We start from the raw sequence: 23273 nt of genomic DNA, 5'->3' as shown, positions 1-23273 counted from the left end.
AAGCATGGCCGAACGGCGCCCCAAAACCACACGCAAATTCACCCGCGGATTTGCCCGCACCGGATCGCTGTTGCAGCAACAAATCCGGCAGGCGGGGGAATCGCGTGGCTTTGCCGTGACGCGCCTGTTGACCCATTGGCCGGACATCGTGGGCGAAGATCTGGCCGCTATTGCCCGTCCCGTTGATGTGAAATACAGCCGTCAGGGCTTTGGCGCGACGCTCACCGTTTTGACCACCGGCGCGATGGCCCCGATGGTCGAAATGCAAAAAGAGCAGATGCGCGACAAGGTGAACGGCGTCTATGGCTATAATGCGATTTCCCGCGTTCGGGTGACACAGACCGCGCCCACCGGCTTTGCCGAAGGGCAGGCGGATTTCAGTTACGCCCGCAAAGAACAACCCAAACCCGAACCCACCCCCGAAATCCGGGCCGAGGCCGCAACACTGGCCGCCGGTGTCGGGGATGACGGATTGCGTCAGGCGCTGGAACGACTGTCCCAAAGCGTTCTGACCAAAATGAATTCTCAAGAGAGGTAAGCAGATGAACCGCAGACATGCACTGAACCTGATGGGCGCCACCGCCGTTGCCGCAGCCACCGGCGCGCTGATCCCGTCCTTTGCCGCCGCACAAGAAACTGCGGAAAGCGGCATTGTGGAAATGACCCTTGGGTCGGATGACGCGCCGATCACGCTGGTGGAATACGCATCCTTCACCTGCCCGCATTGCGCCACCTTCCACAACAACGTGCTGACCAAAATCAAGGCCGAATATGTGGACACCGGCAAGGTGAAGTTCGTCTACCGCGATGTCTATTTCGACCGCCCGGGCCTGTGGGGTGCGATGATGGCGCGCTGCGAACCCAGCAAGTTCTTTGGCATCGCAGATATGCTCTATGCCGATCAGAAATCCTGGATCGCGGGTGGTAACTTGACAGAGATTGACCAAAACCTGCGCAAAATCGGTCTGGTTGCCGGTCTGGACAAGGCCAAGCTGGATGCCTGCATGTCTGATGCTGAAAACGCGCAGGCCCTTTATGGCTGGTTCCAGAAGAATGTCGAAGCGGATGACGTGCAAGGCACGCCCACGCTTCTCATTGATGGTGTGAAACATTCCAATATGAGCTATACGGATCTCAAAGAGATCCTTGACGAAAAATTGGGAATGTAATGACTGCACCACTTGCCGGGCTCAAGGTTGTTGAGCTCGCCCGTATCTTGGCCGGCCCTTGGGCCGGTCAAACCCTGTCCGACCTAGGCGCCGAGGTGATCAAGGTCGAAAGCCCGGCCGGTGACGACACCCGCCAATGGGGCCCCCCGTTCATCGAACGTGAGGGCGACACCTCTGCCTCTTACTTTCACAGCTGCAACCGTGGCAAATCCTCCATCACCGTCGATTTCCGTACGCCCGAGGGGCAGGAACAGGTCCGCGAACTGGTGCGGGATGCCGACATTCTGATCGAAAACTTCAAGGTTGGCGGTCTACAGAAATACGGCCTCGACTACGACAGCCTGAAGGCAGTCAATCCGCGGCTGATCTACTGTTCGATCACTGGCTTTGGCCAAACAGGTCCATATGCCCATCGCGCGGGCTATGATTATATCATTCAGGGCATGTCCGGTCTGATGTCGATCACCGGCGATCCCGATGGGCAACCCCAGCGCGTGGGCATCGCGGTCACCGACATTTTCACTGGCGTTTATGCGGTCAGTGGCATTCTGGCGGCGCTACATCAACGGCACATGACTGGCGTTGGGCAACATGTGGATATGGCACTGATGGACGTGGCGGTTTCTGTCACAGCGAATCAGGCAATGAACTACCTGACGACAGGCACGCCACCGGGCCGCACCGGCAATTATCACCCAAATCTAACGCCTTATCAGGTGTTTGACTGTGCTGATGGCCATATCATCATCGCCACCGGCAACGACGGGCAGTATCAGCGTCTGTGCCGCCTCTTGGGCCTAGATTGGATGGCAGAAGCACCGGAATTTCTGAAAAACGCGGATCGCGTCGCCAATCGGGACCGGATGATCGACCTGTTGATGGCTGAAACCCGCAAGCGCAGCAAGGCCGACCTGCTGGCTGGCTGCGAGGCAGAGGGTATTCCCGCCGGTCCGATCAACGACATGGCTGAAGTGTTCGAAGACCCGCAGGTCAAGGCACGCGGGATGAAGGTGGAATTGGACGGTATCCCAAGCGTGCGCGCGCCCTTCACCTTTTCTGATGCAGAGCTAAAGTTGGATCGCGCCTCACCCAAGCTGGGTGAACATAACGAAGGCTGAAAAAATGGGGCTGGTGAGACCCCGGATCTAACGTCCGGGGCGGGCTCCACATTACGACGCGCCCCGGGCTTGATCCGGGGCCTCAGCGCCACGCCTTTCATGCCTTAGCCGTAATCACGCGCACCAAAAATAGCGGACCCAACCCGCACATGGGTGGCGCCAAAGCTGACCGCCTTTTCAAAATCGCTACTCATCCCCATCGACAGACCCGTCAAACCGTTGCGCTCAGCGATCTTGGCCAGCAAGGCGAAGTGCAGCGATGCCTCCTCTTCCACCGGTGGGATACACATCAGACCCTGCACTGGCAGGTCCAGACCGCGGCATTCAGCGATAAAGGCGTCCGCTTCGGACGGAAGGACGCCTGCTTTCTGATCCTCTGCGCCGGTGTTCACCTGAATGAACAAATCAGGGCAATGGCCCAGTTCCTGCGCCAGACGGGCCAATGTATGCGCCAGTTTCGGGCGGTCCACAGAATGGATCGCCTCAAACAGCTGCATCGCTTGGCGGGCCTTGTTGGTTTGCAAGGGACCGATCAGATGCACGTTCACACCGTCGAACTGTTCGCGGAACTCAGGCCATTTGCCCGCCGCCTCCTGCACCTTGTTTTCGCCAAACAGACGGTGCCCCTCGGACAGCACAGCCTCCACCCGTTCGTTTGGTTGCACCTTGCTGACGGCGATCAGCTGCGTGCTGCCAACGGGGCGACCGGCCTCTTCTTCGGCTTTATGCAGGCGGGTGGTGATTTCGGTTAGGGACATGGGGGGACTCCGGTGCTGTCATCGCGACGGAGAAAACACGAAGCGCAGGCAAAAGAAAACCCCAGACCGCAAGGGCTAGGGGCAATGACGTAATCACGGAACGCTCTGCGCAAAAGAAAAGGGGCAGGCGAAACGCCTACCCCTCTCTTAGGTGTACCTAAGTCGTTCTGAATTAGAACGAGAAGGTCATGCCCAGGTCAGCAACGGTCTCGTTGCCAACTTCAGCGATACCACCAGCAACGGCTGCGCCGCCACCCAGCGAGTAGGATGCGCCGATGCCGTATGCGTCAGCTGCGCCACGCTCGGCGTATGCTGCTACAACGGTCAGGTCACCTTGGGTGTAGGAAGCGTCCAGACCCCAGCCGTCAACGTTGCCGGCTTCGGCGTAGGTTGCGGTTACACCGAATGCACCAGCGGAGTAACCTAAGGTTACGTTCCAGTCTTCGGTGCCGTCGTTGTCACGGTAAGCTGCCGAAGCGGTGAAGTCGGAGAAGGAACCGGAAGCCGAAACGGCCCACTGGTTGTTCGAGGAGTCAACCGAAGCTGCTACGGCGATGTCGCCGAAGGAGTAGTCAACACGAACGTCGTCGGAACCGTTTTCACGCAGGCCGTCAACAACATCGTCAACACCCAGACCGTCGAAACCGATGTCGGAGATGCCGCCAACGTCGTTTGCTTCACCGATGTTACCAACGGTCAGCTTCAGGCCGCCCATTTCGATGTAAACTTCGGGGTCGTTGGAAACGGCTTGGGTGGTGGTCGAGTTGTTGTGTGCAGAGTCGATGTCCATCGACGCGCCGAACTTCAGACCACCGTCGGTTTCGCCCGAACCTTTGATGTCAAAATCGATTTCGTTCTTAACGATGGTTTCGGAACCATCGTAGTACAGACCGAAGTTTGCCGAACCACCGAAGGTGATGTCAGCGGCTGCAACACCGGCGGTCGCTACCAGCGCGGTCGAAGCGAAGAGAATCTTTTTCATGGTTTTTCCCTCGAATTTCCAATCAAGCGCCCCATAACGGGTTGTCCGTTTGGGCATGGCCGTTCTTTCGCCGTTTTCGGGGTCCTTTTGCAAGCCGCGTGAGACCCCATTGTGAAATGAAGCCACAGCATGATGCAGCTTTGCCACACCTCACCCTGCGGGCAACTCAGTCGAATGGTCCTCCGAAACCGTTAAATGGCAAAGCCCTGCCGATACCCGTACGCGCTCGCGCCCGTGTGTACTAAACCCTTGCCCCTTAAGAGGTGCTTCGATAGGACAGTTGAGACAGACACTTTGGGGCGCAGGCATGACCTTTCAAAACCGTTTCAAGATTGTATTTGCAGGTTTGGCACTGACTGCGGTCAGCGCGTGTGGCCTTGCCAAGCCCGAGGCGTTGACCCCCGAAGCACAGGCAAAAACCACCGAAGAGCGCCGCGAAACCATTTGGGACATCTTCAACAATTCGAATCCTGATGTCAGCGTTTCGGTAAACCGCTTTATTTGGAACGCATCGCTTGAGGTACTGAACTTCATGCCGATCGAATCGGTTGATCCGTTCACAGGCGTCATCGTGATGGGCTATGGCACCCCGCCCGGCGGCAACCGTGCCTACCGTGCAACCGTCTACGTCAAAGACCCCGCATTGGAAGCGCGCTCTTTGATCGTGGCGCTGCAGGGTAAAAACGGCCGCCCAGTCTCGGCCAGCACGCAGCGCGCGATTGAGGATGCGATTCTGTCCCGGGCCCGCCAGCTGCGCATTCAGGACGGCAAGCTGTAAGAACGAACGTTCTAAACCAACCATAAAGGCGCCCTGAGGCGCCTTTTTTGTTTCCAGCGATTTCGCGTTCAATCCGGCCCCGTTCAATCCCGCAGGGGCTGTGGTGTCAGCGACGCAAGGTGATCCACCCATTGCATCTGTCGCGGCAGGCAGTGGGTCTGCAGATCGTAGTTCTGTACAATATGCTGACGCGCCGCTTGCCCCAAGGCGCGACGCATTTCCGCATCCTCCAACAGGCGACAGCATTCGCTGACCAGCGCATCACCATCAAAGAAATCGACAAGCAGCCCGTTTTCACCGTGCCGAATCGCCTCTTTCAGCGGGCCTGTATCGCTGGCGACAATCGCCGCCTCGGCGCTCATCGCTTCAAACAGGGACCAGCTGAGGACAAAGGGATAGGTCAGATAAAGGTGCACACGGCTGACCTGCAGCAGCTTGGTGAACTGATCGTAGGGAATCTTGCCCAGAAAATGCACGCGCGCCCAATTGGCATCAAGGATCTGACCGCGCACCTCGTCGATGAAGATCTGTTTCCACGTCTGCCCCTTGGGCGGACGGGCGCCATAGCTGACGTCATCGCCGCCAACGATCAGCACTTTCGCATTTGGCCGTTCTTTCAGCAGACGCGGTAGCGCGCGCATAAAGACGTGGTAGCCGCGATAGGGTTCCAGATTACGGTTCACAAAGGTGATCACCTCATCATTGCGCGTGACCTCGGACCCGTCGGGCAGGGAAAAGCGCACATCTGGATTTGCCGTCATCGCCGTTGTGTCGATGCCGTCGTGAATCACCTCAATCTTGCCGCGCCATTCCTCGGGGAAGGTATCGGCCTGGAAATGTGTCGGACTGATCCCGGCATCCGCGACCGGAAAATGCACCAAATTATTCAAGTTCTTCAGCCGAATGCGCAGGGTTTCAGCCAAAGGCACCTGTGGCTGGAATTCAGGGTCGAAGCCCAGATGTTGATCATCCGTGCGGTGATACAGCTCGCAATACAGACCGATTCGCGCATTCGGCCAGACTTCGCGCAGGAACATCGTCTCGCCCCAGCCGTGATGACCGATAATGACATCAGGCTGAAACCCTGCTTCGCGCAGTTTCAACGCGGCATTAAAACAGGCCTCGCCGCGAATGACCTTGGTATCGAAGTCCAACAACCACGGATGGGTGCCCCCACCCTGTTTGCGTTGAATGCTATAAGGCAACACCCGCACGCCCTGCCAAGTGGTCGCTTCTTTCACCCTGAGCGTCAGCGCCACACACTGATGGCCCGCAGCCGCCAGCGCTGGGGCAAGGTGTTTATACTGTCCGGGGAAATTCTGATGGATAAAGAGGATCTTCATAACGCGCCTTGGCTAACCACATCTCTCTTATAACGCGCATTCGCTGCCGCGCTATATCATAGACCCCGATTAAAGGTGCCGAGCCGCATTTTTGCGCATCGGTTTGTGCGCAGGCACTGGACCAATGCGCCCCAGCCCCCTATCACCCCTGCGATACAGTTATAAACACGCCAGGAAAGGTCCGCGCGACATGACCCGCTATGTAGCAGCCGAAATCGAAGGCAAGTGGCAGGAAGCCTGGGACAAGGCCGACATCTTCAAGGCCGTCCGCAGCGACGACAAACCGAAATACTACGTGCTAGAGATGTTCCCCTACCCGTCGGGACGCATCCACATCGGTCACGTCCGCAACTACACCATGGGCGACGTGATCGCGCGTTACAAAATCGCCACCGGCCATAACGTGCTGCACCCGATGGGCTTTGACGCCTTTGGTATGCCCGCCGAAAACGCCGCGATGGCGTCGGGTGGTCATCCGAAAACCTGGACCTATGACAACATCGACACGATGGTGAACCAGATGAAACCGCTCGGCTTCGGTCTGGACTGGTCGCGCATGTTTGCCACCTGTGATCCCGAATATTACGGCCAGCAGCAGTCGATGTTCATCGACTTCATCGAAAAAGGTCTGGTTTACCGCAAAAATGCGGTGGTGAACTGGGATCCGGTCGACATGACCGTTCTGGCCAACGAACAGGTGATCGACGGCAAAGGCTGGCGTTCCGGCGCCGAGGTGGAACGTCGTGAACTGACCCAGTGGTTCTTCAAAATCTCTGATTACTCTGACGAACTGCTGGACGGTCTGTCGGGTCTGGACAACTGGCCCGCCAAGGTCCGCCTGATGCAGGAAAACTGGATCGGCAAATCGCGCGGTCTGCAGTTCGGCTTTGAGCGTACCGATAATGGCGAAAAGATTGAGGTCTACACCACCCGCCCCGACACGCTGATGGGCGCATCTTTTGTCGGTATCTCCCCCGATCACCCGCTGGCCAAACAGCTGGAGGCAGAGCGCGAAGATGTCGCCGCCTTCTGCGCCGAGGCGCGCAAAGGTGGCACCACCGCCGAGGCGATTGAAAAGGCCGACAAGCTGGGCTTTGACACAGGCCTGACCGTCAAACACCCGCTGGACCCGAACTGGGAACTGCCGGTGTGGATCGCGAACTTCATCCTGATGGACTATGGCACCGGCGCGATCTTTGCCTGCCCGGCCCATGATGAACGCGACTATGACTTTGCCACCAAATACGATCTGCCGATCATTCCGGTGTTCGAACCCGTCGAAGGCGCGGCAGAAGCTGGCAAAGCCTATGTGCCGACCAAAGCGGAAAAGGTTCGCTACATCAAAGGCTATGCAGGCGCCGAAGTGCAAACCGGCGAAGAGGGCGTGAACACCGCCGTTGATCACTGCGAAGCGGCTGGTTTTGGCGAAGGCGTCACCAAATTCCGCCTGCGCGACTGGGGCCTGTCGCGTCAGCGCTACTGGGGCTGCCCGATCCCCGTCGTCCATTGTGACGACTGCGGCGTGGTGCCCGAGAAAAAGGAAAACCTGCCCGTCGAACTGCCCGAAGACGTCAGTTTCGACATCCCCGGCAACCCGCTGGACCGTCACCCGACATGGCGCAACTGCACCTGCCCGAACTGCGGCAAGCCCGCACAGCGCGAAACCGATACGATGGACACCTTTGTGGACAGCTCGTGGTATTTCGCCCGCTTCACCGCGCCGCGTGCAGACACCCCGACCGATCAGGCTGAGGCCGAGTATTGGATGAACGTCGATCAGTATATCGGCGGCATTGAACACGCGATTTTGCACCTCCTGTACTCGCGCTTCTTTGCCCGTGCGATGAACATCTGCGGCCACCTGCCGGAGAAGTCGAAAGAGCCGTTCAACGCGCTGTTCACGCAGGGCATGGTGACCCACGCGATCTACCAAACCGAGGGCAAGGATGGCCGTCCGGTCTATCACTATCCCGAAGAGGTGGAGCTGCGCGACGGCAAGGGCTTCCTGCAGGATGGGCGCGAAGTGACCATCGTACCCTCGGCCAAAATGTCGAAATCGAAAAACAACGTGGTGGATCCGGTGCAGATCATCGACCAATACGGCGCCGATACTGCCCGTTGGTTCGTCCTGTCCGACAGCCCGCCCGAACGTGACGTGGAATGGACCGCATCCGGTGCCGAGGCCGCGCATAAACATCTGGGCCGCGTCTACCGCATCTGTGCTGAAATCGCTGCATCCGATGCAGCCGACAACGTCAAAGAAGATGAAGCACTGCTGCGTGCCATGCACAAGGCCGTCCATGAGGTGACCGGCGGCGTTGACAGCTTTGGCTTCAACGCATCCATCGCAAAGCTTTATGGCTTCACCAACACCCTGTCGAAATCCAAGGCTGGTGCCGCGGCGAAGCGTCAGGCTGCCAAGGTTCTGGCACAGTTGATGTCACCGATGACCCCGCACCTCGCCGAGGAATGCTGGCAGGTTCTGGGCGGCGAAGGTCTGATTGCAGCGGCCGCGTGGCCGGTTGCGGATGAAAAGATGCTGGTCGATGACACCGTCACCATGCCGATCCAGATCAACGGCAAACGTCGGGCGGAAATCAGCGTGGCCAAGGACATGCCGAAGGAAGAGGTTGAAAACCTCGTCCTCGCGCACGAAGCTGTGGTCAAAGCCCTCGACGGGGGCCAACCGAAAAAGCTGATCGTGGTTCCGGGACGTATTGTGAATGTGGTTGTCTAAACGCCATCTGATGATGATGACAGTTGCCGTGGCCCTAACGGGCTGCGGCTTTACCCCGGTCTATGCGCCGGGTGGCGCGGCTGACGGGCTAAAGGGGCAAATTTCCTTTGCCGCCCCTTCAACACGCGACGATCAGTTGCTGGTGCGCCATCTGGAACAACAGCTGGGCCACACAACCGCGGGCCGCTTTCAGTTCAAGTATACCCTGAAGGTTGATCAACAGCGTATGGCCGTTGCCGCCAACAACACCACGGCACGGTTCAATCTGATCGGCAAGGTCGACTATCAATTGATCGATCCCGCGAGTGAAACCGTTTTGATCAGTGGCAGTGCTACTCAGTTCACAGGCTATTCAGCGACCGGCACCACCGTTGCCACCCGCGCCGCAGATGAAGACGCGCGCGCGCGCCTGATGGTGATTCTGGGTGATCAGGTCGTCGCGCAGCTCTTGGCCAAATCGGCTGACCTACCGAAGTGACGCGATGAAGCTCTCTCCGCGCGACGCCAACAAATATTTCCGCCAGCCTGAGGCAGACCGCGCAGGTCTGCTGATCTATTCGGCGGATGCGATGCGCGCGGCGCTCAAACGGCAAGAAGTGATCGCCGCATTGATCGGGCCCAGCGGTGAAGAAGAAATGCGCCTGACCCGCATTGCTGGTGCGTCATTGCGCAAGGATCCGGCGCAGCTACTGGATGCGATCAAGGCGGTCAGCTTCTTCCCCGGCCCGCGTGTGGTCTTTGTTGAGGATGCCAACGATAGCGCAACGCCCGCAATCACCAACGCGATGGTCGATTGGGCCCCGGGCGATGCGCAGGTCATCGTCACCGGCGGCGCGCTGAAGCCGACATCGAAACTGCGCAAACTGTTCGAGGCACACCCAAACGCCTATGCCGTCGGCCTCTACGATGACCCGCCCAGCCGCGAAGATATCGAGGCAGAGCTGGCGCGCAGTGGCGTGAAAAACGTCGATACCGCCGCGATGACCGATCTGATGGATCTGGGCAAGGACCTGTCACCGGGTGATTTCCGCCAGACGATGGAAAAGCTGGCACTCTATAAACTGAATGACACCACCGCCGTCAGCCCCGAAGACGTTTCCGCCTGCGCGCCCGCCACGATTGAGGCAGCGTTGGATGACATTTTGAACGTGGTAGCCGAGGGGCGCTCGGATCAAATCGGCCCGATTTTGGAAAAGTTGAAGGCGCAGGGCGTGAACGCCGTATCGCTATGCATCGGCACCACACGCCATTTCCGCACCCTGTTCAATATCGCGGCCAACGACGGTGGACGCATCTTTATCCCCGGATCGTTCAAGCAGAAAGAACGTAGTCAGAAACAGGCCCGCACTTGGGGCCCGATCAAGCTACAAGCGGCTCTAACCCTGCTATTAGACACTGATTTGCAGCTACGCTCCGCAGGTCAAAACGCACCAGCGATGGCATTGGTGGAACGCGCACTCATCCGTCTGGCAATGATGGCGCGGCGCTAACCGCACTACAGCGCCCCACTACCTAACGCCCCGTCACGCAGGCGATTTGGGCTAGCCTTTTGGCCTTACCCCCGTTTTTCTGATCGCCATATTCACCGCACCCTGGGGAGGAAGATATGTATCATGTGGTTGGCGGCATCACGAGCCGCGCGTTTCGCGTTATCTGGATGCTGGAAGAGCTGGGTCAGGACTTCACCGTTGATGACGTGAAACCCCATTCCGATCCCGCATTGGCCGCAAATACCACCGGAAAAATCCCCGCATTACGTGTGGGTGATGATTACCTGACCGACTCGAGCGCCATCCTTAGCTATCTGGCAGACAAACACCAAACTCTGACCCATACGCCCGGCACCGTCGAACGCGCCCGTCAGGATGCACTGATGCACCGCATTCTGGATGAGCTAGAGGCGCTGTTGTGGACCGCGGCCCGCCACAGTTTCATCTTGCCACCAGAAGAACGGGTGCCAGACATCAAGCCGAGCCTGAAACAAGAGTTTCTGCGCAATGCAAACCGTCTGGCAGACGCTATCGAGGGCCCGTTTCTGCAGGGGGCGCAGATGACAATCGCAGATATTCTGCTGACCCACTGTTTGAATTGGGCACATGTGGCCGGCTTTCCCAAGCCGGACGCACGTCTAACCGACTACGCCAAATCCATGCGCCAACGTGAGGCGTTCAAGCGTGCCCTGACCCACTAATTCGCGTCACGCTCAGGTAAACTTGCGGAAGAAGCGGGTCCGGTCGAACATGCCCTCCAGCTCTTCCATCCGTTGACGGGTGATATCCCAGGTATGTTCCTGCACCTGGGCGATCATCGCTTCGATAATCAACATCAACGTGGCACTGGAATCCCACGCAGACGGCACAGTAATCCGCCCGCAGAAGGTCACATCGGCAAATTCATGCACCGGACTGCGCCATTGATCCGTGAACAGGATGATCCGCGCACCCTTTTCCCGTGCCATTTTGGCCATGCGCAGGGTCGAATTTTCATAGCGCCGCACATCGAAAATCACCACGATATCGCCCGGCTTGATCTCTAGCAGGTAATGCACCCAAGCGTTCGACATCGACTGGATATGGGTCACACCGGGCCGCGCCACCTGCATGTGCATGAAGAAGTAGTCCGCCAGCGCACGGGTGATCCGCCCGCCTACGACCATCACGGAATGATCCGTTTCCGCCAGCATTTCGCAGGCGCGATCAAACTGTTCGGGGTCAATCTGCGTCAGGGTTTGACGGATGTTGCCCATCACCGCATCGGTAAAGCGGTTGAGGATATGCGCATCCGGCGCGCTTTCGACCCAGGTGTCATGCTTGCTGATCGGGTCGGAAATCTGTGCCTCCAGCTCGCGCCGCAGGGCGTTCTGGAAATCAGGAAAGCCGGAGAAGCCCAGTTTCTGCACCATCCGCACCACGGTAGGCGTCGACACCTCCGCCGCCTTGGCCACCTGCGTGATCGAGGCGAGGCCAGACACCGGATAGTTCTGTAGCAGCGAATCTGCCAGCTGGCGCTCGGCGCGTGTCAGACTGTCAAAAGCGCCCTGCAAACGTTCAGCGATGGTTTCCGGTTGTTGAGTCATTTCCGCCCCCTCATGACAAGCATCTGGATCTGCACCCGTTTTGATTAGGATATAGACAACCATCAGACAGCTGAAGATATTTTTTCAGTATTATCATTGACAGGTGAGGATGATCTGAAGAATTGTTTACAAAACGATCATAGCTGATCCATTTCAGTCGTGATCCAAACGACCTGTGGGGGACATTTAAGGACATGGCTGATCGATACCCGATCCTTGACAATGAAGCGGTTCGCGCTTCTTTGCCGCAATCCGCAGCGCCCATCGTGGTCGTGTGTGAACATGCCAGCAATGTCATGCCGCCCGAATTTTCTGGGCTGGGCCTAGATGAGGACGCACGCCAAAGTCACGTCGCTTGGGATCCCGGCGCATTGCCTGTCGCGCAAATGCTGGCCACTGCTTTGACTGCACCGCTGATCGCGGGCGCGGCATCGCGTTTGTTGTTTGATTTGAACCGTCCACCAGAAGCGCCCGACGCTATGCCGTCCCGCAGCGAAGTGTTCGACATCCCCGGCAATCAGGATCTGAGCGATAAGGCGCGTGCTGAGCGGGTGCGCCGTTTCCATGATCCGTTTGGCGCTGCGATGGTTAAACTTCTCGATAGCCAGATGCCGCAGCTGATGATCACGATGCACAGCTTCACCCCCACCTACAACGGTCAGACCCGCGAGGTAGAGATCGGCGTTTTGCATGACGAGGACAGCCGTTTTGCCGATGCAATGCTGGCCTGTGCCGCGGATCACACCGCGCATGTGGTGCGCCGCAATGATCCTTACGGACCCGAACACGGCGTCACTCATACGCTGAAAAAACACGCCCTGCCCCGCGGCATCCACAATGTGATGATCGAGGTGCGCAACGACCTGATCGCCACTGCCGACCAACAAGCCGCAATGGCCAAAATGATGACCGGTTGGATGCGTGCAGCGATGACCGCCTGTGACATCCCGCAGGAAGGAGGCACCCAATGCCCCGCCTGATCCGCGCCTATGTCCGCTGGGTGGATGCCATCAACTACCGGCTGGGCCGGATCGTAATGTATGGCATCTTTGTCATGGTTGGCATCCTGATGTGGTCGTCCATCTCCAAGACGTTTTTCCTGCCGTCGCTGTGGACGCTGGAAATGGCGCAGTTTGCCATGGTCGCCTACTACATCCTTGGCGGGCCATACTCGATCCAGATGGGATCAAACGTGCGGATGGACCTGTTTTATCACAACTGGTCCGACCGCAAGAAAGCGCAGTTTGACGCCGCAACGGTGGTGGTTCTGGCGTTTTACCTAGGCGTGCTGCTTTACGGGGCGGTAGATTCCTTTGCCTATTCGCTGGGCCATTTCCGCGGCACACCGTTTGCGTTCCTGTGGGAGCTGATCACCACCTTCTTCACCGCGGGTCCAACGGCGGCTGGGGAATTGCTGGGGTATCTGGAACGCAGTCCGACCGCATGGCGCCCGATCCTGTGGCCGATCAAGATGATCATGACACTGGGCATCCTGTTGATGCTGTTACAGGCGCTATCCGAATTCTTCAAAGACATCGCCCGCATTCGCGGACAGGAGATCTGATCAAAATGTCCTATGAAATGATCGCAATCTTCATGTTTGCCACCATGATGGTGATGCTGTTCACCGGCCAGCGGGTCTTTGGCGCGATTGGCGGCGTGGCCGCTGTTGCAGCGCTGTTCCTATGGGGCGATGGCGGATCGGCGATTCCGTTTTCATCGGCGATGAAGCTGATGAAATGGTATCCGCTGCTGACCCTGCCGATGTTCATTTTTATGGGCTACGTTCTGTCAGAATCAAAAATCGCCGATGACCTCTACAAGATGTTTCACGTCTGGATGGGGCCTGTATCCGGCGGATTGGCGATTGGCACCATTGGTCTGATGGTTCTGGTGTCGGCCATGAACGGGTTGAGCGTTGCGGGCATGGCCATTGGCGCGACGATCGCGCTGCCGGAACTCTTGCGTCGTGGCTATGACAAACGCATGGTGACTGGGGTTATTCAGGCGGGATCGTCCCTTGGCATCCTAGTGCCGCCCTCTGTTGTGCTGGTGCTTTATGCGATGATCGCGCGCCAGCCGGTGGGGCAGTTGTGGCTGGCTGGTGTGGTGCCGGGCCTGCTGATGGCGACGCTGTTCATTCTCTACATCTATATCCGCTGCAAAATGAACCCCGCCCTTGGCCCCACGCTGAGCGAGGAAGAGCGCAACGTGCCACGCGGCGAAAAGATCCGCCTGCTGGGCGCGGGTCTGCTGCCGCTCATTATCTTTGCCGCGATGATGGTGCCCTTTGTGAACGGCTGGACGTCACTGGTCGAAAGCTCTGCCATTGGTGCGATGACCGCCTTTATGGCCGCCGTGGTAAAGGGGCGGATGACCCGCGAGGTGTTTGAAAACTCCGTGCGTCAGACGCTGGGCATTTCCTGCATGTTTATGTGGATCATTCTGGCGGCTCTGGGCTTTGGCGCGGTGTTTGACGGTCTAGGCGCGGTGAACGCCATTAAGGGCCTGTTCACCGAACAGCTGGGCCTTGATCCGTGGATGATCCTGATCCTGATGCAGCTGAGCTTTATCATCATGGGCACCTTTTTGGATGACACCGCGATGCTTGTGATCGTGGCGCCGCTTTATGTGCCGCTGGTCCATGCGCTGGGGTTCGATCTGATCTGGTACGGTGTCCTTTATACGATCACCACGCAGATCGCCTATATGACCCCGCCGTTCGGCTACAATCTATTCCTGATGCGCGCCATGGCACCGCCGGAAATTTCACTGCGCGACATCTACGGGTCCATCCTGCCGTTTGTAATGATCATGGTATCCGCGCTGATCCTGATCATGACCTTCCCGCAGATCGCACTGTGGCTACCCGAATACGTTTACGGAAGATGACAGAACTCCTGCCAAGGGAGCGTCCAATAACAAGGGGATAACCCCATTCATGCCTAAATAGGCCAACAGAAAATTGGAGTGTATGACATGACCACAAGACGTAAGTTCCTTGCCGGTGCCGCAGCGGCCCCGGCCGCCCTTGCCACCCCGGCGCTGGCGTCGGGCACCATCAAATGGCGGATGCAGACCTATGCCGGTCCCGCGCTGGCCGAACACGTGGTGAAACCCGCCATCGACATGTTCAACAAGATCGCAGGCGACCGCATGCAGATCGAACTGTTCTATGCCGATCAGCTGGTCCCCACGGGTGAGCTGTTCCAAGCCATGCAGCGCGGCACCATTGATGCGGTTCAGTCCGACGATGACTCGATGGCGTCACCCACCGAAGTGACCGTGTTTGGCGGCTACTTCCCCTTCGCTTCGCGCTACAGCCTCGACGTGCCGGTGCTTTTTAACCAGTACGGCCTGAACGAGATCTGGGATGAAGAATATTCCAAGGTCGGCGTGAAACACATCTCGGCCGGTGCTTGGGATCCCTGCCACTTCGCCACCAAAGATCCGATCCGTTCGCTAGCAGACCTGAAGGGCAAGCGCGTCTTTACCTTCCCGACCGCCGGTCGCTTCCTCAGCCAGTTTGGCGTGGTGCCCGTAACCCTGCCGTGGGAAGACATTGAGGTTGCGATGCAAACCGGCGAGCTGGACGGCATCGCATGGTCCGGCATCACCGAAGACTACACCGTAGGCTGGGCCGATGTGACCAACTACTTCCTGACCAACAACATCTCTGGCGCATGGGCAGGTTCGTTCTTTGCCAACCAGGGCAGCTGGGAAGGCATCCCTGAGGATCTGCAAACACTGTTCCGAGTCTGCTGTGACCAGTCCCACTATTATCGCCAGTGGTGGTATTGGGGCGGCGAAGCGAACCTGCGCGTCAACGGCACCAAGATGGAACTGACCTCCATCCCTGATGCTGAATGGGCACAGGTCGAAGAGGCCGCGCTGAAGTTCTGGGATGAAGTCGCAACCGAAAGCCCGACCAAGGCGAAGGTTGTTGAAATCATCAAGAAATACAACGCCGATATGCAGAAGGCAGGCCGCCCCTACCGCTACGGTTAAGGCACCCTGCCCCGCGTTCTGAACGCGCGGCACACACCACTCTGAGGCCCCGGCATAAACCGGGGCCTCAGGACGCAAAGCAAGGCAAAGGAGCCCGCAGATGGCTGGCATGATGACTTTTGAACAGCTGAAAGCAGCCGTTGCGGACGGCACGATCGACACCGTTCTGGCCTGCATGGTGGATATGCAGGGCCGCCTGATGGGCAAGCGGTTTGTGGGCCACCACTTTGTCGACAGCGCGTGGGAAGAAACCCATTGCTGCAACTACCTACTGGCCACCGATCTGGAAATGGGCACGCCGGATGGCTTTGCTGCGACCAGCTGGCGTGAGGGCTATGGCGACTATGTGATGAAGCCTGATCTAGGCACCATCCGCCCACTGCCATGGTTGGAGGGCACCGCGCTGGTGCTGTGTGATGTGCTGGATCACCACCATCACAAAGACGTCGAACATTCCCCCCGTGCGATCCTGAAAAAACAGGTCGAACGGGCGCAGGCGATGGGGTTTGATCCCGTCACCGCGACGGAACTGGAATTCTTCCTATTTGAAAAATCACTGAAAGAGATCGCCGCCTCAGGCTACCGCGATCTGACGCCTATTTCGGGCTATAACGAAGATTACCACATCTTCCAGACCACCAAGGAAGAGCATGTGATGCGCCCGTTGCGCAATCACCTCTACGCCGCGGGCATTCCGGTAGAAAACACCAAGGGTGAGGCAGAGGCCGGTCAGGAAGAGCTGAACATCAAATACGCCCCCGCGATGCTGACCGCTGATCACCACTCAATCGCGAAACACGCCACCAAGGAAATCGCATGGCAACAGGGCCACGCCGCCAGCTTCATCCCGAAATGGCACCCAAACCGCGTAGGATCGTCCAGCCATGTGCATCAGTCGATGTGGAAGGACGGCCAAAACGTCTTCTTTGATGCGGATAAACCCTACGGCATGTCCGATCTGATGCGCGCCTATGTGGCGGGACAGATCAAATACGCCAGCGATCTGACCTATTTCCTGGCGCCTTATGTAAACAGCTACAAACGGTTCCAGAAAGGCAGCTTTGCCCCAACCAAAGCGGTCTGGTCCGTCGATAACCGCACCGCCGCCTTCCGCCTGTGTGGCGCGGGCAGCAAGGCCGTGCGGATCGAATGCCGCATCGGTGGGTCCGACCTAAACCCCTATCTGGCCATGGCCGCGCTGATCGCCGCCGGTCTGGCAGGGGTTGAGGAAGGGCTGGAACTGGCCGATCCGCTGCAGGGCGATGTCTATGAGATGGAGGGCGTGACCGATGTGCCCCACTCCCTGCGCGAAGCAACCGAAACCCTGCGCAACTCCGCCATGTTGCGGGCGGCGATGGGGGATTGGGTGGTCGATCACTACACCCGCGCGGCAGAGGTTGAGCAGGAAGAGTTCGACAATGCGGTCACGGATTGGGAACTGGCCCGTGGGTTTGAACGCGCCTAATCACGAGGTTTACCGCTGGCGGTGAAGGCTTTGCCTCCGGCGGGAGTATTTTTGGAACATTGAAACGGGGTGCTGCCCCTTTGACTGGAGTCTGTGGCATGGGACAAAAACTGACATGCATTTCGCCGATCGACGGATCGGTTCTGGCAGAACGTGAAGTTCTGTCGTTGGAGGCCGCGAAGGATGTGGTCGCCCGCGCCAAGGCCGCGCAGGCAGATTGGGCCGCGCGTCCCCTGCAAGAGCGGATTGATCTGGTCATGGCCGGTGTCGCCAAAGTGGGCGAAATGAACGACGAAATCGTGCCAGAGATCGCCCAGCAGATGGGCCGCCCGGTGCGCTACGGTGGTGAATTTGGCGGGTTCAACGAACGCGCCAGCTACATGGGCCAAATCGCAGCCGACAGTCTGGCGGATATTGAGGTGGGCGAGGATGCCACCTTCAAGCGCTACATCAAACGGGTGCCGCATGGTGTGGTACTGGTCGTTGCGCCGTGGAACTACCCCTATATGACCGCGATCAACACGGTCGCGCCTGCGCTGATCGCGGGCAACACGGTGGTGCTGAAACACGCAACGCAAACGCTGCTGGTCGGCGAGCGCATGGTCGCGGCCTTCACCGCTGCGGGTGTGCCTGCGGATGTGTTCCAGAACGTCTTCCTCAGCCATGATGTAACGTCCGATCTGATCGCGGCGAAAAGCTTTGGCTTTGTGAACTTCACCGGTTCTGTCGGTGGTGGCCGTGCGATCGAACGCGCGGCGGCGGGCACCTTTACCGGTGTTGGTCTGGAACTGGGCGGCAAGGATCCGGGCTATGTGATGGAGGACGCCGATCTGGACGCCGCCGTGGATACCTTGATTGACGGTGCGATGTTCAACTCGGGCCAATGCTGCTGCGGGATTGAACGCATCTATGTCGTTGAGAGCTTGTTCGACGACTTTATCGCCAAAGCGGTGAAAATCGTTGAGGGCTACAAGCTGGGCAATCCGATGGACCCCGAGACAACGATTGGCCCGATGGCCAACGTGCGCTTCGCTGATGAGGTCCGCGCACAGGTGGCCGAGGCTGTGGCGGCTGGCGCCAAGCCCCTGATCGACCCCGCCCTGTTCCCCGAGGACGGCGGCGCCTATCTGGCGCCTCAGATTCTGGTCGACGTGACCCACGACATGCGGGTGATGCGCGAAGAGAGCTTTGGCCCCGTGGTCGGCATCATGAAGGTGAAAGACGACGCCGAAGCGATTGCGCTGATGAACGACAGCGACTTTGGCCTGACCGCGTCGCTTTGGACGCAGGACGTTGAACGCGCGCAGGCCATCGGTGATCAGATTGAGACCGGCACTGTGTTCATGAACCGCGCCGATTACCTTGATCCCGGCCTATGCTGGACCGGCTGCAAAGACACCGGCCGCGGCGGCGGTCTGTCGGTCATCGGCTATCACAACCTGACCCGTCCCAAATCCTACCACCTGAAAAAGGTGACCGGCTAAGGCCGGCAAATCGAGAGGAATAACACCATGACACTCACTGCTAACTGGTCCTACCCCAACGCCATCCGCTTTGGCGCGGGCCGTATCAATGAACTGCCCGACGCCTGTGCCGCCGCTGGCATGAAGAAGCCCCTGCTGGTCACCGACAAAGGGCTGGCACCGCTGCCGATCACCGCGCAGGCGCTGGACATCATGGAAGCCGCGGGTCTGGGCCGCGGCATCTTTTCCGAGGTGGACCCGAACCCGACAGAGGTGAACCTGGACGCTGGCCTAGAGGTCTACCGCGCTGGTGGCCACGATGGTGTGATCGCCTTTGGCGGCGGTTCGGGCCTTGATCTGGGTAAAATGGTTGCCTTCATGGCGGGTCAGACCCGTCCGGTTTGGGATTTCGAGGACATTGGCGATTGGTGGACCCGCGCCGACAGTGACGCCATCGCGCCGATCATCGCCGTACCCACCACCGCAGGCACCGGGTCCGAAGTGGGCCGCGCGTCCGTGCTGACCAATTCTGAAACCCATGAGAAGAAGATCATCTTCCACCCCAAGGTGCTGCCCACCGTGGTGATCGCCGATCCGGAACTGACCGTCGGCATGCCACCGATGATCACCGCAGGCACCGGCATGGATGCTTTCGCCCACTGTCTGGAGGCGTTCTGCAGCCCGCATTTCCACCCGATGTCGCAGGGCATCGCGCTGGAAGGTCTGCGCATCGTCAAAGAATACCTGCCCCGCGCCTATAAGGATGGCACCGATATTGAGGCCCGTGGTCAGATGATGGCCGCCGCCGCAATGGGCGCTGTGGCCTTCCAGAAAGGTCTGGGCGCGATCCATGCGCTGTCGCACCCCATCGGGGCGATGTACAACACCCACCACGGCACCACCAACGCGGTCGTGATGCAGCCGGTGCTGAAATATAACCGCGCCGCGATTGAGGACCGGATTGAACGCGCCGCTGCCTATCTGGGCATCGAAGGTGGCTTTGACGGCTTCTATGCCTTTGTCGGCGAACTGAACGCATCGCTCGGCATTCCCGCCAACCTGACGGAACTGGGCGTCACCGATCCCGACAAACCCGCGATCATCAAAGGCGCGCTGGCCGATCCCTCCACCGGTGGTAACCCTGTGGAAATGACGGCGGAAAACACAGCCGAACTGCTGGACGCCTGTTTCTAAGGCCGTCCGATACGATATTTTGGCGGGGCGAACGGTCCCGCCAAAGCACCGGCAAAGTCGGCACAAACCTCCGAGAGTTGGATCGACTCAAAAGGATGTATCGCCGGACAATCCCCCAAATCCCTGCTAAAACGAATCAGTAACGCGGTTGTGCGGACGTTCGATTGCGAACAATCGGCCTGCACCCGCAGGTTTGTTTCCAGCAAAACACACCTATAAGGTGTAAGTCGACATCACGCCGCTCTTTCACCGACTATACCAATGGCCTAGTCACATCGCGGCACCGCTTATGGCGGCGCGTGATCCATTTAGGGAAAACCCTGTGTCCGCGCCACGCATGCGTCAAAACATCGACACTTCACGTGCTAAAATCATGTCATTCGTTTTGCTCACGGCACGATATATTCGGTTTTCCTGACCCAACAATCGCCAAACTCATGCCGCCATTGTTGTCGTAACGCGGACAGTCACGCGTGCCGTTGAAAAAATATTGTGGTTTTGCCCTTCGAAATAGATCGAACTGGCACCCATCCCAGCAACAAGATTGCGGTCTTGTTCGGGTGTCGGCAGATATACTTTTGAACCCAAAAGACCTAACCATTTGGCGGCACTAGGACCTTCGTAGGGGTAGCGCCTATGAGTTGCAATTCGCCCTGTTCCGTTGACGCAAAAGCAAAAAATATTCATAAAAAACACAGAAAGTCCGTCACATCCTCAGCCTTAGCGCTGTAGGTCGATCGCCAATCCGCAGGGTGCTTATCGCACCAATCACGGGGCCATCAGATCGGACCTCAAAAGTCTGCACCGGGCAGAGCTGCCAACTGCCCGGCGTCACTGAAATGATTGATCTGTTTTCTTCCGAATGCGTTTTCGGAGGGGTGTCCATTTGTGTCTATGTCGGAATTTGGTCGGCCATCGCGCCACACATCCAAATCCTGACCACCTGGGAGAGTTTGAAATGACCGCGAATAGCAACCTTGCGTCGTCGAATGTTGATGCCGCGCACATTCAAACACGCCTTGCCATGCAATCCAAACTGGCAGCGCCCTATCGCACAATGGGTAAACGTATTCTGGATGTGACGCTGGTGGTCCTCATGGCGCCCAGTGTCCTGTTGGTTGTTGCGGTCCTGTGCCTGCTGATCGTTCTGGATGGGGCCGCACCGTTTTACCGTCAGCGCCGCGTTGGCCGTGGTGGCAAAGAATTTTCCATGTGGAAACTGCGCAGCATGGTGCCCAACGCCGACACGCAGCTGGCCGCCTATCTAGACCAGAACCCAGAGGCGCGCGCCGAATGGGACCGCGATCAGAAGCTGACCCATGATCCGCGTATCACCCGCGTAGGTCGCCTGATCCGCCGCACCTCTCTGGATGAGTTGCCGCAGCTTTGGAATGTGCTGAAGGGTGAGATGTCGCTGGTTGGTCCGCGTCCGATGATGCCCTGCCAGCGATCGCTTTATCCCGGCAACGAATACTACGAGATGGCTCCGGGTATCACTGGCCTGTGGCAAACCTCCGTTCGCAACGAAAGCAGCTTTGCAGATCGTGCCGCTTTTGATGCGCAGTATCACAACACTCTGTCGTTGGGTATGGATCTGCGCCTGCTGGTCGCTACTGTCCGCGTCGTTTTGAACGCAACTGGCCGGTAGGCCCAGCGCACCTTGGCGGTGCACGCGCCATTTTTCTGCCGCAACTCTGCGCTAGATCTCTTCACTGATAAAAACAGTTCGTATCTGCCACCGGAGTGATGGAGCCAAACGCACTTGCATATCTGGTTTTGGGGCTATGGCCCCTGATCGCTATTGGGCTGTTCCAATGGCTACCACCGGTGCGCGCGTTTTTGGCCAATATTTTCCTCAGCTATCTGTTCCTACCCACAGCGCCGGTGCAGTTTGACCTGCCACTGCTGCCCCCCTTGGACAAGGAAACGCTGCCTGCGCTATCCCTCTGCCTTGCGGTGTTCATCGCTGTGCAACAGGGACGGCTTGAACAGGTCAGCTGGATACCGCAATCGCGCCTCTTACGCGGGCTGTTGGCGGTATTCGTGCTATCGCCACTGTTCACGGTGCTGACCAATACCGACGCACTTTTCTTCGGCCGCATCGGTTTGCCGGGCCTTGGGTTACGCGATGCAATCTCCTTGGTGTTGACCCGCATCATCATGATCGTGCCAATGCTGGTGGCATTGGGCCTGTTGCGCCGCCGCCAAGATCTGAGGGACATGCTGTTGGGCTTTGCCCTATTCGGGTTGATATATTCCGCCCCGATGCTGATCGAGGTGCGCCTGTCCCCCCAGTTGAACAACTGGATTTACGGATTTTACCAGCACCTCTTTGACCAATCTATCCGCTTTGGCGGCTATCGCCCTGTTGTGTTCCTGTATCACGGAATCTGGGTCGCATTTTTCGCCATGAGCGCCACCCTCGCGACAGCTGCCATCGCCCGCCAAAGCGCAGGGCCAGAACGCGCCCGTGCAGCGATACTGATGCTTTACCTCTTTGTGGTGTTGGTCTTGTGCAAGTCCATCGGCGCATTGCTTTATGCGCTTATCCTATTGCCGCTGGTGCTGTTTATGCCCCAACGCATACAGATTCTGCTGGCAATGATCATTGCAACCGCAGCTTTGACCTACCCCGTCATCAAAGGCGCGGGACTATTGCCTGAACAAACCCTGGTCGAAGCCTTCGCCCGCATCAGCGCAGAACGTGCCAATTCGCTTCAGTTCCGCCTCAACAACGAAACCCTGCTGTTGGAACGTGCGATGGAGCGCCCTTGGCTGGGCTGGGGCAGTTGGGGGCGCAACCAGATCTACGACCCCATCACCGGAGAAGAGCTGATTGCAGACGGTCGTTGGGTAATTGCCATCGGGTTTTACGGTTGGATTGGGTTCATTGCAGAAATGGGACTGTTGGCAGCACCGATATTTGTGATGGTTCTTCGCTACCGCACCCTACACGCAGCGGGGCTGTCCACATTGGCTGGCGCAACCGCGCTGATACTATCAGTGAATATCCTTGATCTGTTACCAAATGCGACCCTTACACCGCTGACATGGCTGCTATCCGGGGGCCTGCTAGGGCATTGTGAATATCTGCGCCACCGCCGCCAGGCCCCAGATCCTGCCACCCCGTCGTCACCCGCGCCCAAAAGAACGCAGAAACCGCTGCATTCTGTGATGTAGGG

22 protein-coding genes are annotated in these 23273 nt (G+C 58.3%); 17 read left to right on the top strand and 5 right to left on the bottom strand.

Annotated elements, in window-relative coordinates; genetic code table 11:
• Positions 1-4 precede the first annotated feature (4 nt).
• Genes TM5383_RS07950 through TM5383_RS07940 form a run of 3 tightly spaced genes read left to right on the top strand, consistent with a single transcriptional unit; the run spans position 5 to position 2287 of the window.
• Positions 5-538: a DUF721 domain-containing protein gene (locus TM5383_RS07950; RefSeq protein WP_058318517.1), complete on the top strand. Its 534-nt coding sequence runs from the start codon at positions 5-7 to the stop codon at positions 536-538.
• A 4-nt stretch (positions 539-542) separates the two neighbouring features.
• Positions 543-1169 carry a DsbA family protein gene (locus TM5383_RS07945; RefSeq protein ID WP_058318516.1) on the top strand — a complete coding sequence of 209 codons (627 nt, stop codon included), beginning with the start codon at positions 543-545 and terminating at the stop codon, positions 1167-1169.
• Positions 1169-2287 (top strand): CaiB/BaiF CoA transferase family protein, encoded by a 1119-nt coding sequence (locus TM5383_RS07940; RefSeq protein ID WP_058318515.1) that lies wholly within the window; start codon positions 1169-1171, stop codon positions 2285-2287. Before TM5383_RS07945 ends, TM5383_RS07940 begins: the two co-directional genes overlap by 1 nt.
• 104 nt (positions 2288-2391) lie before the next feature.
• Here TM5383_RS07940 and TM5383_RS07935 read toward each other — a convergent pair whose 3' ends face one another.
• Both TM5383_RS07935 and TM5383_RS07930 read right to left on the bottom strand, forming a co-directional pair.
• Positions 2392-3045, bottom strand: coding sequence for a YggS family pyridoxal phosphate-dependent enzyme (locus TM5383_RS07935; protein WP_058318514.1), 654 nt, complete (start codon positions 3043-3045; stop codon positions 2392-2394).
• A 172-nt stretch (positions 3046-3217) separates the two neighbouring features.
• Complete coding sequence (locus TM5383_RS07930; RefSeq protein ID WP_159438574.1) at positions 3218-4027, bottom strand: porin; 810 nt, start codon at positions 4025-4027, stop codon at positions 3218-3220.
• 307 nt (positions 4028-4334) lie between these two features.
• On the opposite strand from TM5383_RS07930, the gene TM5383_RS07925 reads away from it, so the two are divergent.
• Positions 4335-4805 (top strand): DUF3576 domain-containing protein, encoded by a 471-nt coding sequence (locus TM5383_RS07925; protein ID WP_058318512.1) that lies wholly within the window; start codon positions 4335-4337, stop codon positions 4803-4805.
• An 83-nt stretch (positions 4806-4888) separates the two neighbouring features.
• On the opposite strand, the gene TM5383_RS07920 is transcribed toward TM5383_RS07925, so the two are convergent.
• Positions 4889-6148, bottom strand: coding sequence for a glycosyltransferase family 4 protein (locus TM5383_RS07920; protein WP_058318511.1), 1260 nt, complete (start codon positions 6146-6148; stop codon positions 4889-4891).
• A gap of 190 nt (positions 6149-6338) precedes the next feature.
• Here TM5383_RS07920 and leuS point away from each other — a divergent pair, with 190 nt between their 5' ends.
• The 4 genes from leuS (at position 6339) to TM5383_RS07900 (ending at position 11076) form a co-directional block, all read left to right on the top strand.
• Positions 6339-8885: a leucine--tRNA ligase gene (gene leuS, locus TM5383_RS07915; RefSeq protein WP_058318510.1), complete on the top strand. Its 2547-nt coding sequence runs from the start codon at positions 6339-6341 to the stop codon at positions 8883-8885.
• Positions 8872-9363 (top strand): LPS assembly lipoprotein LptE, encoded by a 492-nt coding sequence (lptE, locus tag TM5383_RS07910; RefSeq protein ID WP_058318509.1) that lies wholly within the window; start codon positions 8872-8874, stop codon positions 9361-9363. The genes leuS and lptE overlap by 14 nt, the downstream gene beginning before the upstream one ends.
• 4 nt (positions 9364-9367) lie before the next feature.
• The gene (gene holA, locus TM5383_RS07905; protein WP_058318508.1) at positions 9368-10375 is read left to right on the top strand and encodes a DNA polymerase III subunit delta; all 1008 of its coding nucleotides are present in this window, start codon (positions 9368-9370) and stop codon (positions 10373-10375) included.
• Between the two features lie 116 nt (positions 10376-10491).
• Positions 10492-11076, top strand: a complete 585-nt coding sequence (locus TM5383_RS07900; RefSeq protein ID WP_058318507.1) for a glutathione S-transferase family protein — start codon at positions 10492-10494, stop codon at positions 11074-11076.
• A gap of 12 nt (positions 11077-11088) precedes the next feature.
• Here the strand turns inward: TM5383_RS07900 and TM5383_RS07895 are convergent, their stop codons facing one another.
• Positions 11089-11961 (bottom strand): MurR/RpiR family transcriptional regulator, encoded by an 873-nt coding sequence (locus tag TM5383_RS07895; protein WP_058318846.1) that lies wholly within the window; start codon positions 11959-11961, stop codon positions 11089-11091.
• 194 nt (positions 11962-12155) lie between these two features.
• On the opposite strand from TM5383_RS07895, the gene TM5383_RS07890 reads away from it, so the two are divergent.
• The 7 genes from TM5383_RS07890 to TM5383_RS07860 all read left to right on the top strand — a co-directional run bounded on the left by TM5383_RS07890 (position 12156) and on the right by TM5383_RS07860 (position 20091).
• Positions 12156-12941, top strand: coding sequence for an N-formylglutamate amidohydrolase (locus TM5383_RS07890; RefSeq protein WP_058318506.1), 786 nt, complete (start codon positions 12156-12158; stop codon positions 12939-12941).
• A complete protein-coding gene (locus TM5383_RS07885) occupies positions 12929-13525 on the top strand; it encodes a TRAP transporter small permease subunit (protein ID WP_058318505.1) in 597 nt (198 codons plus the stop codon). Before TM5383_RS07890 ends, TM5383_RS07885 begins: the two co-directional genes overlap by 13 nt.
• A 5-nt stretch (positions 13526-13530) precedes the next feature.
• Positions 13531-14853, top strand: a complete 1323-nt coding sequence (locus TM5383_RS07880) for a TRAP transporter large permease (protein WP_058318504.1) — start codon at positions 13531-13533, stop codon at positions 14851-14853.
• Between the two features lie 87 nt (positions 14854-14940).
• Positions 14941-15969 carry a TRAP transporter substrate-binding protein gene (locus TM5383_RS07875; protein WP_058318845.1) on the top strand — a complete coding sequence of 343 codons (1029 nt, stop codon included), beginning with the start codon at positions 14941-14943 and terminating at the stop codon, positions 15967-15969.
• Positions 15970-16069: 100 nt separating this feature from the next.
• Complete coding sequence (locus TM5383_RS07870; protein ID WP_058318503.1) at positions 16070-17434, top strand: glutamine synthetase family protein; 1365 nt, start codon at positions 16070-16072, stop codon at positions 17432-17434.
• 98 nt (positions 17435-17532) lie between these two features.
• On the top strand, positions 17533-18918 hold the full coding sequence (locus TM5383_RS07865; RefSeq protein WP_058318502.1) for an aldehyde dehydrogenase family protein: 1386 nt from the start codon (positions 17533-17535) through the stop codon (positions 18916-18918).
• Positions 18919-18945: 27 nt separating this feature from the next.
• A complete protein-coding gene (locus TM5383_RS07860) occupies positions 18946-20091 on the top strand; it encodes an iron-containing alcohol dehydrogenase (protein WP_058318501.1) in 1146 nt (381 codons plus the stop codon).
• Between the two features lie 435 nt (positions 20092-20526).
• Here the strand turns inward: TM5383_RS07860 and TM5383_RS16870 are convergent, their stop codons facing one another.
• A complete protein-coding gene (locus tag TM5383_RS16870; RefSeq protein WP_197407385.1) occupies positions 20527-20787 on the bottom strand; it encodes a hypothetical protein in 261 nt (86 codons plus the stop codon).
• A gap of 328 nt (positions 20788-21115) precedes the next feature.
• Between TM5383_RS16870 and TM5383_RS07855 the strand changes: the two genes are divergently transcribed.
• Positions 21116-21739 (top strand): sugar transferase, encoded by a 624-nt coding sequence (locus TM5383_RS07855; RefSeq protein ID WP_231725099.1) that lies wholly within the window; start codon positions 21116-21118, stop codon positions 21737-21739.
• A gap of 98 nt (positions 21740-21837) precedes the next feature.
• The gene (locus tag TM5383_RS07850; RefSeq protein WP_076400143.1) at positions 21838-23271 is read left to right on the top strand and encodes a hypothetical protein; all 1434 of its coding nucleotides are present in this window, start codon (positions 21838-21840) and stop codon (positions 23269-23271) included.
• The last annotated feature ends 2 nt before the right edge of the window (positions 23272-23273 follow it).

The sequence above is a fragment of the Thalassovita mediterranea genome (assembly GCF_001458435.1).
In the GTDB taxonomy this organism is placed as follows: domain Bacteria; phylum Pseudomonadota; class Alphaproteobacteria; order Rhodobacterales; family Rhodobacteraceae; genus Thalassobius; species Thalassobius mediterraneus.
This window is presented reverse-complemented; position numbering and strand designations above follow the sequence as displayed.